General features: G+C 44.8%; 14 protein-coding genes and 1 tRNA gene. 6 read left to right on the plus strand and 9 right to left on the minus strand.

Going from position 1 to position 13863, the window contains the following annotated elements; translation table 11 throughout:
* Nucleotides 1-7 precede the first annotated feature (7 nt).
* Entirely contained in the window at nt 8-688 is a 681-nt protein-coding gene (gene queC / locus B5D26_RS12505; RefSeq protein WP_078746092.1) for a 7-cyano-7-deazaguanine synthase QueC, read from the plus strand.
* A gap of 31 nt (nt 689-719) precedes the next feature.
* The gene (locus tag B5D26_RS12510; RefSeq protein WP_078746064.1) at nt 720-1475 is read left to right on the plus strand and encodes a YciK family oxidoreductase; all 756 of its coding nucleotides are present in this window, start codon (nt 720-722) and stop codon (nt 1473-1475) included.
* 67 nt (nt 1476-1542) lie between these two features.
* Here the strand turns inward: B5D26_RS12510 and B5D26_RS12515 are convergent, their stop codons facing one another.
* The 4 genes from B5D26_RS12515 to B5D26_RS12530 all read right to left on the minus strand — a co-directional run bounded on the left by B5D26_RS12515 (nt 1543) and on the right by B5D26_RS12530 (nt 6106).
* A complete protein-coding gene (locus B5D26_RS12515; RefSeq protein WP_078746065.1) occupies nt 1543-3144 on the minus strand; it encodes an ABC-F family ATPase in 1602 nt (533 codons plus the stop codon).
* 166 nt (nt 3145-3310) lie between these two features.
* The gene (gph, locus tag B5D26_RS12520; RefSeq protein ID WP_078746066.1) at nt 3311-3973 is read right to left on the minus strand and encodes a phosphoglycolate phosphatase; all 663 of its coding nucleotides are present in this window, start codon (nt 3971-3973) and stop codon (nt 3311-3313) included.
* An 86-nt stretch (nt 3974-4059) separates the two neighbouring features.
* Complete coding sequence (gene ubiG, locus B5D26_RS12525; protein WP_078746067.1) at nt 4060-4782, minus strand: bifunctional 2-polyprenyl-6-hydroxyphenol methylase/3-demethylubiquinol 3-O-methyltransferase UbiG; 723 nt, start codon at nt 4780-4782, stop codon at nt 4060-4062.
* The gene (locus B5D26_RS12530) at nt 4775-6106 is read right to left on the minus strand and encodes a TRZ/ATZ family hydrolase (RefSeq protein WP_078746068.1); all 1332 of its coding nucleotides are present in this window, start codon (nt 6104-6106) and stop codon (nt 4775-4777) included. The genes ubiG and B5D26_RS12530 overlap by 8 nt, the downstream gene beginning before the upstream one ends.
* A 147-nt stretch (nt 6107-6253) precedes the next feature.
* Here B5D26_RS12530 and mtnA point away from each other — a divergent pair, with 147 nt between their 5' ends.
* The gene (mtnA, locus tag B5D26_RS12535; protein ID WP_078746069.1) at nt 6254-7330 is read left to right on the plus strand and encodes an S-methyl-5-thioribose-1-phosphate isomerase; all 1077 of its coding nucleotides are present in this window, start codon (nt 6254-6256) and stop codon (nt 7328-7330) included.
* A gap of 103 nt (nt 7331-7433) precedes the next feature.
* Here the strand turns inward: mtnA and B5D26_RS12540 are convergent, their stop codons facing one another.
* Together B5D26_RS12540 and B5D26_RS12545 are read right to left on the minus strand one after the other, a co-directional pair.
* Entirely contained in the window at nt 7434-8399 is a 966-nt protein-coding gene (locus B5D26_RS12540) for a chemotaxis protein CheV (protein ID WP_078746070.1), read from the minus strand.
* A 4-nt stretch (nt 8400-8403) separates the two neighbouring features.
* A complete protein-coding gene (locus tag B5D26_RS12545) occupies nt 8404-9621 on the minus strand; it encodes an EAL and HDOD domain-containing protein (RefSeq protein ID WP_078746071.1) in 1218 nt (405 codons plus the stop codon).
* 147 nt (nt 9622-9768) lie between these two features.
* On the opposite strand from B5D26_RS12545, the gene B5D26_RS12550 reads away from it, so the two are divergent.
* Nucleotides 9769-9844 (plus strand) — tRNA-Asn (locus tag B5D26_RS12550).
* A gap of 118 nt (nt 9845-9962) precedes the next feature.
* Here the strand turns inward: B5D26_RS12550 and fabV are convergent.
* Both fabV and B5D26_RS16200 read right to left on the minus strand, forming a co-directional pair.
* Entirely contained in the window at nt 9963-11165 is a 1203-nt protein-coding gene (gene fabV, locus B5D26_RS12555; protein ID WP_078746072.1) for an enoyl-ACP reductase FabV, read from the minus strand.
* Nucleotides 11166-11327: 162 nt separating this feature from the next.
* Nucleotides 11328-11501: a hypothetical protein gene (locus B5D26_RS16200; RefSeq protein ID WP_159445662.1), complete on the minus strand. Its 174-nt coding sequence runs from the start codon at nt 11499-11501 to the stop codon at nt 11328-11330.
* A 210-nt stretch (nt 11502-11711) separates the two neighbouring features.
* Between B5D26_RS16200 and B5D26_RS12560 the strand changes: the two genes are divergently transcribed.
* Together B5D26_RS12560 and B5D26_RS12565 are read left to right on the plus strand one after the other, a co-directional pair.
* Entirely contained in the window at nt 11712-12074 is a 363-nt protein-coding gene (locus tag B5D26_RS12560; protein WP_078746073.1) for a CidA/LrgA family protein, read from the plus strand.
* Nucleotides 12067-12786, plus strand: a complete 720-nt coding sequence (locus B5D26_RS12565) for an LrgB family protein (RefSeq protein ID WP_078746074.1) — start codon at nt 12067-12069, stop codon at nt 12784-12786. Before B5D26_RS12560 ends, B5D26_RS12565 begins: the two co-directional genes overlap by 8 nt.
* On the opposite strand, the gene B5D26_RS12570 is transcribed toward B5D26_RS12565, so the two are convergent.
* Nucleotides 12783-13694: a DMT family transporter gene (locus tag B5D26_RS12570; RefSeq protein WP_078746075.1), complete on the minus strand. Its 912-nt coding sequence runs from the start codon at nt 13692-13694 to the stop codon at nt 12783-12785. The genes B5D26_RS12565 and B5D26_RS12570 overlap by 4 nt on opposite strands.
* Between the last annotated feature and the right edge of the window lie 169 nt (nt 13695-13863).

Raw genomic sequence — 13863 nt, forward strand, 5'->3', positions numbered from 1 at the left:
ATTGAATATGAGTGCAACAAATAAAAAAGCAGTAGTATTGGTTTCTGGCGGTTTAGATTCAGCCACGGTGTTAGCCACCGCAAAGGCACAGGGATATGAGTGCTACGCTTTAAGCTTTGATTATGGTCAGCGCCAAATTTCTGAATTAAATGCCGCTCGTGCAGTTGCACTGGCGCATGGTGCTGTTGATCACAAAGTTGTGCGCTTAAGCCTAAATGATTTTGGAGGTTCAGCACTTACCGATCACAGTATCGATGTCCCCGAAACCCTTGAAGAAGGGATACCAATTACTTACGTACCTGCTCGTAATACTGTGTTTTTATCCTTAGCTTTAGGTTGGGCTGAAGTGCTGTCTGCCAATGAGGTTTTTATTGGTGTAAATGCTGTTGACTATTCAGGTTACCCCGACTGTCGCCCTGAGTTTATTCAAGCCTTTGAGTCCATGGCAAACTTAGCAACTAAAGCAGGGGTTGAAGGTCATAAGCTGAGTATTCGCACACCATTAATGCAACTTACCAAGGCAGAGATTATCCGTATGGGCATTGCTGCAGGTGTTGACTACAGCTTAACGGTATCTTGCTATCAAGCAGATGAAGAGGGTAAAGCCTGTGGCCGTTGTGACAGTTGTCGTTTACGCGCCAAAGGTTTTGCTGATGCTGGCGTTGTCGATCCAACACGTTATCAATAATTGTTGCTGAATCAGATTAAGAGAGAATTTTATGCTGTGTAAATTTGACTATCAGGCAGCACCAGACTTGCTAAAAGGCCGGATTATTTTGGTAACAGGTGCAGGTGATGGTATAGGGAAAGCGGCTGCAAAAGCCTATGCTGCCCACGGTGCAACAGTTATTTTAGTGGGTAGAACCATTAAGAAGCTTGAGGCGGTTTATGATGAAATTGAAGCAGCAGGCGGTGCTCAGCCTGCTATTTTTCCACTAAACTTTGAAAGTGCCACCTACAAAGATTATGGCGAAATGGCCACTCTACTTGAAGAAGAGTTTGGTCGCCTAGATGGTATCTTGCACAATGCGGGTATTTTAGGCTCTATCACACCTGTGGAGGCATATAATCCACAGATGTGGGAGCAGGTGATGCAAGTTAACTTCAACTCAGCTTTATTAATGACGCAAGCACTATTGTCTTTGTTGCAGAAGTCTGAGGACGCTAGCTTGATCTTCACCTCTTCAAGTGTAGGTCGAAAAGGCCGTGCGTTTTGGGGTGCTTATAGCATCTCTAAGTTTGCCACTGAAGGTTTGGTTGAGATTTTGGCTGATGAGCTTGAGAACGTCAGTGCTATTCGAGTTAACAGCCTAAACCCTGGTGCAACGCGTACAGCAATGCGCCAGCTGGCATTCCCAGGTGAAGATCCGCGTACATTGAGAACAGCAGAAGAGATTATGGGTACTTATCTGTATTTGATGGGGCCTGATAGTAAAGGTGTGAGTGGTCAGAAATTGAATGCTCAACCTATCTAGTAAGTAAGGCGGTCAAGGCGGTTGTAGTGCATACCGCCTTGACCATCAGCCTTAGAGTGTTTGCTATTTAGGCGGCTTGGTTAGCAGCTTGGTTGGCAAGATACTCATCATAAGTACCGTGAAAATCGATCAAACGATTGCCTTTGATTTCAATAATACGGGTTGCCAAAGATGAGACAAACTCACGGTCATGGCTGACAAAGATCAGTGTGCCATCATAGTTTTCCAGCGCTTTGTTCAGAGCTTCAATAGCCTCCATGTCCATATGGTTGGTTGGCTCATCCAACACCAGTACGTTATTGTCAGTCATCATAAGCTTGCCAAAGAGTAAGCGGTTTTTCTCACCACCGGAGCAAACCTTAGCTTTTTTATTGGCATCGTCTTCTGTGAATAGTAAGCGGCCTAACATACCCCGTACCATCAAGTCATTGTGCTTAGGTGTACGCCATTGTGACATCCAGTCAAAAATAGTCAGGTCTGAGTCAAAATCAGCACTAGAGTCTTGTGGGCAATAACCAATAGAGGCATTCTCTGACCACTTCACAGCGCCCTCATTGGCCTGGATTTCATTCATTAAGCAGCGTAGTAAAGTGGTTTTGCCGACACCATTCTCACCAATAATAGCTAAGCGTGCGCCAGCCTCTAAGATCAGATTACCATTGCTAAATAAAGGCAGGTTCTCATAACCATGAGCTAGGTCTTCTAAAATGAGAGCCTGGCGATGTAGTTTTTTGCTTTGCTTAAAACTAATAGATGGCGTAATTCGGCTGGATGCCTTGACTTCATCCAGTTTGATTTTATCCATCTTTTTAGCGCGAGAGCTGGCCAACTTCGCTTTTGAGGCGTTTGCCGAGAAGCGGTTTACAAACTGTTGAAGCTCTTCAAGCTCAGCGCTTTTCTTCGCATTTTCAGTCAATAGCTGCTCACGAATTAAACTTGAAGCCGCCATAAAGTATTCATAGTTACCTGGGTAAATCCGCAGTTCACCATAGTCAATATCAGCCATATGTGTACAGACCGAGTTTAAAAAATGGCGGTCGTGCGAGATGATAATCATCGTAGACTTACGTTGGTTTAAAACCCCTGCTAGCCAGTTAATGGTATGAATATCCAGGTTGTTGGTAGGCTCGTCTAATAGCAAAACATCTGGATCAGCAAATAAAGCCTGTGCAAGTAATACCCGTACCTTCCAGCCTGGGGCTACTTGTTTCATTAGTCCATAGTGCAGTTCTTCTGCAATGCCTGCTTCTAACAGAATCTCTCCTGCACGGCTTTCGGCGCTATAGCCATCCATTTCGGCAAACTCAGTTTCAAGATGCGCCACACGCATCCCATCTTCTTCAGACATTTCAGGGTTAGCATAAATTGCGTCGCGCTCTTGCTTTATTGCCCAAAGTGCCGTGTCCCCCATGATCACCGTATCAATAACGCTGAACTCTTCAAAGGCAAACTGATCTTGCTTCAGCGTACCAAGCTTGCAGTTTTCAGATATTGAAACGTTGCCTGAAGTTGGTGTTAACTCACCACTTAAAATCTTCATGAAGGTTGATTTACCACAACCGTTGGCTCCAATCAGGCCGTAGCGATTGCCGCCGCCAAATTTAGCGGAAATATTTTCAAATAGTGGCTCAGAGCCAAATTGCATGGTGATATTAGCAGTGGTGATCAAAGACGTATTCCTGAGCGCTGTCAAAAAAGAGGGGTATTTATGCCTTTGTTGGGCAAAGATAATGGAGGCGCACTGTAAAGATTTCAGCGCTAAATGTCGAGTGTAGGGCTTATGATGTAGATGAAATCAGCTGATTTCATCTACCTTCTAGCTGTATATGGCTTAATCAAGGGGTTATCAGCGCAGTTAATTCTGCGCCATGTTGCACAATATGGTCAGCCTGCCAAAGCTGAATATTATCTTCGGCCTCTATATAGCCATAAGCGGCTGCAACAGTGCGCATACCTGCCGCTCTGCCCGCTTGGATATCACGAATGTGATCACCAACGTATACGGCGTTTGCAGGGTCTGCCTGAACCTGAGTACATGCGTGCAGCAGCGGTCTAGGGTCGGGTTTTGCAACCCCTAAGTCGTCAGGGCACACCACGACATCTACCTGTTGGTCAATCCCCATCGCGTTCAACAATAAGTCGGTATAAAGCCGAGGCTTATTGGTGACAATACCCCAAGGGATGCCTGTCTGTTTCAGTTTGTGTGTAAAAGCTTCTAAACCGTCGAACCAACAACTGTGCTGAGCAATATTCTCTGCGTAGTGTTGTAGAAGGCGGTTACGGTAGCTGAGTGCTAACTGTTCATCCAGATCATGACCAAAAGCCAGCTTAATCATAGCGTTTGCGCCATTGGACACTTGTGTGCGAATCAGTGCATGGGGCAAGTGCGCTAAGCTCTCCTCTGCTAACAAGCGATTCAAACAGGCGGCCAAATCATCAGCGGTATCGATCAGCGTGCCATCAAGGTCAAACAAAACGGCAGAGGGTTTTGATAACATTTTTCAGGCCTCTATTAACAACACAGGCCCCTCTCTTAAAGTAATAAAAGGGATGGCCTGTGTAGAATGTGATGCAGGATGGAAAGCTACGCGTCTGGTTTTAAGCACTGTAGCAGGTAGTTTACGCTGACATCTTTTGAGTCTAGTTTATATTGCTTAGTCAACGGGTTGTAAGTCATCCCCGTTAGGTCTGCATTTTTCAGGCCTGCATTACGACACCAGTTACCTAGCTCTGACGGACGAATAAACTTGCTGAAGTCATGAGTGCCTTTAGGCAGCATCTTCATCACATACTCAGCGCCTACAATCGCAAATAAATAGGCTTTAGGATTGCGGTTGATTGTTGAGAAAAAAACTTGTCCGCCGGGTTTTACTAAGCGTGCACAAGCGGCAATAACACCCGCAGGATTAGGCACGTGCTCTAGCATTTCTAAACAAGTTACCACGTCATATTGTGCAGGCTCTTGCTCAGCCAGTTCTTCGGCCGTAATGCGGCGATAGTTGATTTGCAAACCGCTTTCCAGTTGATGCAACTTAGCTACAGACAAGGGGGCTTCACCCATGTCGATACCTGATACATCGGCACCACGCAGCGCCATACTTTCTGAAAGAATGCCGCCGCCACAACCAACATCTAATACTTTTTTGCCTGCAAGACCAACACGCTCATCAATAAAGTTTAAGCGCAGTGGGTTAATATCATGCAGCGGCTTAAATTCACTTTCACGATCCCACCAGCGTGACGCTAAGGCTTCAAATTTGGCCACTTCTGAAAAGTCGACATTTTGCGCTGAACTATTCTCAGTCATCGGTTTTTCCTGCACGAATTTTCTCCCCCCATTGCTGGGCTTTTAACTTTAATTGCTCAGTATCGATCTGTGTCAATTGGCCCTCTCGAACCAAGTGTTCTCCTTGCACCCAAACATGGCTAACTTTATCCGCCATGCGTGTGTAAGCGACTTGAGAAACAGGTTGGTAAACCGGAAGGGTTTCTAGTGTATTGAAGTTGAGGGCGATGATGTCTGCCGCTTTACCTACTTCAAGACTACCCGTGATTGTCTCTATGCCTAATGCTTTTGCCCCGTTAATCGTTGCCATTGCAATCGCTTCATAGGCAGGAACTGCGGCAGCATTGCCAGAGACCGCTTTGGCAAGATGAGCCGCAGTTTGCAGCTCGCCAAACAGATCTAAATCATTATTGCTGGCAGCGCCATCCGTACCCAGTGCAACATTAATACCTGCTTGTTGTAACTGGTCAACTGGGCAGAAGCCGCTGGCCAATTTGAGGTTAGACTCTGGACAGTGGATCACGCTGGCTTGGTATTGGCTCAGCAGAGCCAAGTCTTCGGCATTGACTTGTGTGACGTGTACAGCCTGAAATTGAGGGCCAAGCAATCCGAGTTGTTCTAAACGAGCAATTGGGCGCAGCCCTGTATTTTTCTCAGCCTCAGCCACTTCAAAAGCCGTTTCATGTACATGCATCTGTACCGGAATTTGTAGCTCTTCCTGATAAACCGCGATTTTTTTCAAGGGTTCATCTGACACGGTATAAGGTGCATGTGGTCCAAAAGCAATTTGAATCAGCGGGTTATGTCTGAAAGTTGAGTTAACTTCGATTGCTTTATGAATGCCTTCTTCTGCGTTAGCTGCCCAAGGGGTTGGAAAGTCTAAGATTGGACAACAGACTTGAGCGCGAATTTTTAACTCGCTGGCCACTTGTGCACAGATGTCGGGAAAGAAATACATGTCACTGAAGCAGGTGGTGCCTGACAGTAGCATCTCAGCAATCGCCAGTTTAGTGCCATCTCGGACAAAATCAGGACTTACCCATTGTGCTTCAGCTGGCCAAATATGCTCTTGCAGCCAAGTCATAAGCGGTAGGTCATCTGCTAGGCCGCGAAACAGGCTCATTGCAGCATGGCCATGACTGTTGATTAAGCCTGGCATGAGCAATTGATTTGCCAGATGCAGCTCTGTTTGGCCTGTGTAGGTGCTTTCGGTTTGGGCGGTTGGTAAGATTGCAACAATCTTACCTTGGTGAATCGCCACGCTGTGGTGTTCTAAAACAGAACGTGCTGTATCGACCGGTAGCACCCAGCGGGCATGCAACAAAGTATCGACTTGTGTTGACATGGCAGAAAATCCAGATAAATAACAAAAACTTCCGCACAGTATATGCACTTTTTGTCGAGCTGGCACTGTCGATTTTGGCGCTCATCGTTATAATAGCCGCCTTTGTTTATTCTCTGTTTTATCAACTCAAGTATCGGTGACCTCCACATGACCACCTCAAACCCAAAAAGCGTAGAAGCGATCATCTGGCGCGATGGCCGTTTATTACTTCTGGATCAACGTATTTTGCCTGAACAAGAGGTTTATTTAACCTACGACTCGGCAGAAGGTGTTGCTGGGGCGATCAAAGATATGGTGGTGCGTGGTGCGCCTGCAATTGGTATCAGTGCAGCCTATGGTGTGGTGCTGGCTGCCAGAGCCTGTTTTGCAGCCGATGGGGATCAGTGGAAAACTACAATTGCCGATAAAATTCAGGTGCTAGCAGACTCTCGGCCAACAGCGGTGAATCTGTTTTGGGCATTGGATAATATGCAAAAAGCGATTAACCACTTGTCAGATCAGAATGACCCTGAAGCGGTACTGCTGGTTGAGGCGATCCGTATTCATGAGTCTGATATTGCAGCGAACCGTACCATGGGCGAGTTTGGGGCAGAGATTATCGCACAAAGCAATGATGCAGGACGTTCAGTGATGACCCACTGCAATACTGGCGCCCTAGCAACTGGCGGTGTAGGCACGGCACTGGGTGTTATTCGCACAGCATTTGAAAAGGGCTATATCGATCACGTACACGCTGATGAGACCCGCCCTTGGTTTCAAGGCTCGCGTTTAACGGCTTGGGAGCTGATGCGTGAAGGTATTCCGGTTTCTTTAAATGTTGAGGGTGCTGCGGCTCATGTGATGCGTACTCAAGATATCTCTTGGGTGATTGTCGGTGCAGATCGCATTACAGCCAATGGCGATGTAGCTAATAAGATTGGCACTTATAACTTGGCTGTTTTGGCCATGCATCATGGGGTGCGTTTTATGGTGGTTGCACCGACCAGTACCATTGATATGTCGCTGGCTTGTGGTGAGGATATTGTGATTGAAGAGCGAGATCCTGAAGAAGTGGTTTGCTACAAAGGGCTACGTGTAGCGCCTGAAGGGGTTGAGGTCTTTAATCCGGTATTTGACGTGACGCCTGCGGACTTAATTGATGTGATTGTGACTGAAAAAGGTATAGTCGAACGCCCAGATGCTGAAAAAATGCGTGCTCTAATGAGTAAAGATCGCTTGCACTGATTCATGGAAAGAGTTGGCGAAGCAATCAATAAGAAGCAGCCAATAAAAAGCCGTAGTCTGATTGGGCTACGGCTTTTTATTTTTGAGCTAAAACTATAAAAGGTTAAGCTGACTTGGTTGGTTTTAAACCTAAGCGCTCTAATACAGCGTTAGCTAATTCGTTAGCATCAAACTTTGGAATAAAGTCATCTGCACCTACTTTTTCAACCATAGCCTTGTTGAAAACACCGCTCAAAGAGGTGTGTAGTAATACATAGAGTCCCTTCATCTCCGCATTCTCTTTTACACGTCGAGTTAGGGTGTAACCGTCCATTTCGGGCATCTCAATATCTGAAATCATCATCAGATATTCATCTGTTGGACTTCTCCCCTCTAGCGTCATGTTCTCAAGAAACTGATAAGCCTCTAAGCCATTCTTTAAGAGAGTGCAGTTAAACCCAACCGCTTCTAAACAGCGTTTGATCTGATTGCGAGCAACCACTGAGTCATCAACAACCAATACATTTTTATTAGGTACTGTACCTGAGCTTTCTTGCTGCTGCTCAAATGCGTCATCCAATGCTTGCGACATTGGGGCATCTACCTGCTCATTAAACGGCATGATTTCAGCAATAATTTTTTCAACATCAATAATTTCAATAATTTCATTATTGTGTTTTGAAATTGCTGTCAGGTAGTGGTCTCGACCTACACCGCGTGGTGGTGGATGAATCTCACTCCATTGAATGTTGATAATATGTTCAACTTTATCAACCAAAAAGCCCTGCATTTTGCGGTTATACTCAGCAACTATTACGCTTTTGCCGCGAACGTTGTTTGAGTTGCCGTGTCCAATTGCGAGCTTTAGATCCAAAATTGGCAAAGGGCCATCCATCGTGTTGGCAACACCTAAAGTGATGGCGTGACGATGTGGCATTGCCGTTAACGCGGGGCAAGTGATGATTTTTTTAACTTTAAAAACATTGATGCCATAAAGTTGTTTGTCTTCAAGACGGAACAGCAATAACTCAAGCCGGTTTTCACCCGCCAGCTGTGTACGCTGGTTAACACTGTTCAGAAGCTTACTCATACATTCAGCACTCCTGTGACTCAACCGCAGCGATTAAGCTCTGTTGTAACGCGGTTGCCCATCGACTCGCTTCCAAATAAGCCGTATGAGCGATCTCCTTTTCAAACTGGCTATCCTCAATTTTTTGCCAGTCTACCAGTTCATAATTGATTGCACATTGTAGTGCTGCACCTGTTCTACCCTCAAAGTGTAGTACAGCATTTTTAATAGCTGAACTTAGAGGTAGCTCCGATAATATCATTGACATCGGAATTTCCAGTAGCACATCCAATAATGAAATCAGTCCCGCATTAAAATACATCGATTCATTTGCCCAACCACTTGCTATAGCTAAGTGTTCACACATTTTGGCTCGGGTAAGAGCCAAATAAAACAGATCAGGAGAGCGTGTGGTGGACTCAGCAAGTGCTATCACCAAGGTGATACTTCTTAGTGTGTTCAGCCCGAGATAGATCAGCGCTTCCTTGATACTGTTAATTTTTCGGTTGAAATTATAATACGCAGAATTAATGAATCTTAACAGTTTATAATACAACTGTAAGTCTTGAACAATTAAAGATTCGAGCTCTTCTAGCGAGACGTTGACATCTCCCAATAAACTGAGGATTTGCAGTGCAATCAATTTGTTACTGGGGATACGCTTAATTTCTGCAACTTCTGGCCTTGGCAGGTAACGACCCTGCAAGGCTTTGATATCGAGTTGCTGTAACTGATTAAAAAGCGTTGCGTCGTCTATGCCATGGGCAATACTCAGCCAGTGAGGGGCAATAACTTCAACCTGCAAACGCCCTTGCAGCACCTTTATTGGCGCTCTAAAAAAAGCAATCTGATTAGACCAGTTCTCATCAAGCTCTGGCATTGGCAGCTGTGAGAGCTGAATACCAAAGCGAGCACCACGTTTTATCAGCTTTTTAATTAAATTTAGATCAAGCCCGTGAAGCTCTTCTGCTGCGATCATCAGCCAGAAATCGGTTAAGGGGAAGCTAAGGTCTTGATGGAGTTGAGCTAAAACACTGGCCTTTGTTAACAGCAGTGCAGGTTTGCCATTGAGCAAACCTTTGACACGAGGATCGGTCAGTACAGCGGTTATGACTTCTGATAAAGATGAGGACTGGGGTTGCGGTGTAGCGCCTGCAATTAATTCATATGCAAGAACATTGAACTCTCGGTCACACACGGGAACTCGTGCCAAGGGCATTGATGATGTGTGATTGTTATCCATAGCCACTGAAACCTATTAAGTTCAAATTCTGCTCATACTACACTATTTTAGTGCAACATCAGTTTTAGTGAAGTGTCGCAAGTTAAATAAAAAAACTGTTGACGCTCAGTAAGATAGCTGTATAATGCGCGACATCTCTTAGAGAGATCCCTGATAGCTCAGTCGGTAGAGCAGTAGACTGTTAATCTATTGGTCGCAGGTTCAAGTCCTGCTCGGGGAGCCAAATTTAAAAGCCAGCTTTTTTCCAAAAGCTGGCTTTTTTATGCCTGCCAAAAAAATCTGTATAAAAAAATGAGCGCAATAAGCGCCCATTTTTTAGTGATCACTGCACAATTCGCGCATTACAGCTCAATGGGAGAAAACTCTACCAGCGGGCTTACATCGGCTGCGTAATCAACGCCTTCTAAGCCAAAGCCAAATAACTTCAGGAACTCATCTTTGTATAACTGATAGTCTGTTACATCAAACAGGTTCTCGGTGGTTACTTGTGGCCATAGTTCACGACAAGCTTGCTGAACTGATTCGCGTAACTCCCAATCATCCAAGCGTAGGCGGTTTTGATCATCTAATGTTGGCGCAGCACCATCGTCCTGGAATAATTGGGTGCGGAACATGCGGTCGATTTGCTGCATGCAGCCTTCATGCAGACCTTGAGCGCGCATGATCTTAAACACCATAGCAAGGTATAGCGGCATAACAGGGATTGCAGAGCTTGCCTGAGTCACTACTGACTTCAATACAGCGACGTTAGCACTGCCGCCGCCTGCTTGTAACTTAGCATTCAATGCTTGTGCAGCTCGATCCAAGTCTTCTTTTGCCTTACCTAATGCACCATGCCAGTAAATTGGCCAAGTGATGTCAGTACCGATATAAGAGTATGCAACGGTTTTGCAGTTTGGAGTCAGTACACCTGCGTCGTTGAGTGCGTTGATCCAAAGCTCCCAATCTTCACCACCCATTACAGTAATAGTGTCTGCAACTTCTTGCTCAGTTGCAGGCTCAATTGATGCTTCAATGATGACATCTTTGTTAGTGTCAATTGCTGTAGAACGGTATGGCTCACCGATAGGCTTTAAGCTTGAGCGAACCACCTCACCTGTTGTTGGTAGTTTGCGTACAGGTGATGCTAACGAGTACACCACCATATCAATAGTGCCTAAATCGGCTTTGATCAGCTCAATAACTTTATCGCGTGCTTCATTAGAGAATGCATCGCCATTGATGCTTTTTGCATACAAGCCAGCTTCGTGAGCAAACTTTTCAAATGCAGCCGCATTGTACCAGCCTGCCGTGCCTGTTTTTTTCTCGTTAGCTGGCTTTTCAAAAAATACGCCAATAGTAGCCGCGTCAGAGCCAAAAGCTGCTGCAATGCGCGAAGATAGGCCATAGCCGCTAGATGAACCAATTACTAAAACACGTTTAGGGCCATTGGTAACTTTGCCTTGAGCTTTAGTGTAAGCAATTTGCTCAGCCACATTGGCCTCACAGCCTGTTGGGTGAGTGGTTGTACAGATAAAGCCGCGAATCTTTGGAGTAATAATCATAATGCATCTACAACTGTATGATCTTTTGTGGAGCGGAAATCTTGCTAATCAAATACTTTGATTGAGCTTTGGATTTCCAGTTTTGCTAATCATACCGTACTCATAAGATTAGGTCTTGCCTCTGCGCTTTAATTACAGGTCGACACTGAAGCTTGTTTAGGATTAAGCGGCATTAAGCTTGCGTGCCCTCTTTTGCATCTGAGCCGTGCAGGCTCGACACTGTTCTAAATAGCGTCTCTCTGAAGGTAGGTAAAACTCTGATCTAGCCAATCGACGGTAACAGCCTTGGCAGAAAAAACCAGAAAAGTGACCGGAATAGTGCATATGGCGAATCATAATGTCCTCTCTTGCTGAGGCTTGTCTTGTATGGATTGCCTATACTTTCCTCTCTTGATATGACAAGGCTATGACATTTTTTCAGTATTTTTGTGATGATGCTAACTGTTGAATTGGTAAGACCTTTGCCTCTTTTATCTTATTTTATTTATTTAATATAATCGCCATGCTTCAATTCAGACCTAAATCAAATTTGATGTAAGGTGATTTATGCTATTTGGCCTACTGATTCTATTGAGCTGTCAGTTTATCGGTGAACTGATTGTGCGTTATTTTGAGTTACCTTTTCCTAGCCCAGTTGTAGGCATGGTACTGTTGTTGACCGCTTTGATTGTCAATAAGGGCGTACCTAGTGGTGTACGACAGGCCAGTGAGGGGTTGCTATCCTACTTGGCTTTACTGTTTGTTCCAGCAGGTGTTGGCTTGATGGTGCACTATCAATTGATTGCCAAGGATGGTCTGACCATTTTAACAGCACTGATTCTGAGTACTGCAATCACATTGCTCGTTACAGGTGGTATGTTAAACAAGCTAGTTAAGAAAAAGCAGGTAGAGGATGGCCTACATGACTGAGTTATCAGCACTTTGGGTTTATTTATCTGCCAGTCCTATTTTGAGTATTGTGATCACAATTGCAGGTTTTTTAATTGCTAGTCGCATCAATAAGCTGGCAGGCGGCAGTGCTTTTTTACATCCTGTTATTGTTGCGATCGCATTGATTGTGGCTTTTCTTAGCCTAGTAGGTACTAGCTATAATCAGTACTTTGAGGGTGCGCAGTTTATCCACTTTCTACTAGGGCCTGCGACCGTCGCACTCGCCGTACCGTTATATGATCATTTAGAGCGGGTGAAGCAGATGTTTTGGCCGCTCATTATCGCTTGTATTTCAGGCATACTCACGGCTGCTCTTTCCACTATTGCGATTGTAATGATGATGGGTGGTAGTAGAGAAACTGTTTTATCTCTCACGCCTAAGTCAGTTACTTCACCTATTGCGATGGGAATTGCTGAAAAGATTGGTGGTTATCCTTCCTTAACAGCAGGTTTGGTACTAGTCACTGGTGCAATTGGTTGTGTGATTGGTCCAATATTGTTTAAAGCGTTGAAAATCACAGATCACAGTGTACAAGGTTTTACCATGGGGCTTGCAGCGCATGGCTTTGGTACAGCGCAAAGCTTCACTGTTAGCTCTCTGGCTGGTGCTTTTGCAGGTCTAGCTATGGGGTTAACGGGTATGCTAAGCGCTTTTATATTGCCATTATTAGTACGCTTTTTAGGCGTTTAACACTCGATATCTAAGTGAGGCTTTATGGTGTTAGAAGATTGGCGTACAGGAATTTGACTAAGTGCCAGTCCAGCTATCACCATCAAGCTGGCCAATATTTGGCCTTGTGTAAAGCGCTCGCCCAAAATAATAAAAGCTAAAATCACAGTGAATACAGGAATCAAGTTGGTAAAGGCGCTGGCTTGGGTGGCAGGGATTTTTTGTACAGCCCAATTATATAAACCATAAGCCCCCAGCGTAATAAACACACCTAAGTATAGAACCGCACCGACACCCTCAGCAGAGAGGGTCGGTACTGCTGAGCTCATTAGTGCCAAAGGCAGGAAAAACAAGGTGCCAAAGAAGGCTTGAAAAGCAGTAATAAACCAAGTGTTGTAACTGCCAGAAAGCTTTTTCAGCAGTAGGGTGTAGGCTGCCGCACAAATCATTGCCATCAGTTCCATCATATTGCCAAAAATAGGGTTTGGTGCGCTGGCGCTGGACTCACTACTGATGCTGAGCAATGCCGCACCTCCAATCGCCAAGGCAAAGCCAATCATTGTGAGTTTAGTTACCCGCTCGTTTAACCATATTGCGGCACCAATAGCCACAAGCATGGGTAATAATGAAGTGATCATTCCTGCTTGAGAGGCGCTCGTATTCGCCAGTGCCAAACTTTCAAAAATAAAGTACAACCCGGGCTCAGCTAAACCCAGTAGTAAAAACCAGTAGCAATCAGCTTTGCTAATTTTCTTAGGCGCAAGTCTAGTGATAAAAGGTAAAAAGCAGATTGCAGCTACTAACATTCGGCCAAAAATCACCCATTCAGGCGAGCTGTATTCAAAAGCAAATTTTAGGGCAATAAAAGAGCTTGCCCATAATAGCATTGCCACTAAAAGCGCTGCTTGAGCTGGAGAAAATAAACGCATTTTAGTTAACCTGTGCTAGAAAGCAGATGAAGTAAGGTGGGCGAGACTACTAAAGCGGCAATTTTTTGTGAATGTAATTAAATTAATCAATGATAAATTATTTTGTAAACAGCTTATGTTGGAAGGCTTTTTGATGAACAGCAACAACTTAGGTATGAATACAATTCAA

This window comes from Oceanospirillum multiglobuliferum (assembly GCF_900167095.1).
In the GTDB taxonomy this organism is placed as follows: domain Bacteria; phylum Pseudomonadota; class Gammaproteobacteria; order Pseudomonadales; family Halomonadaceae; genus Oceanospirillum; species Oceanospirillum multiglobuliferum.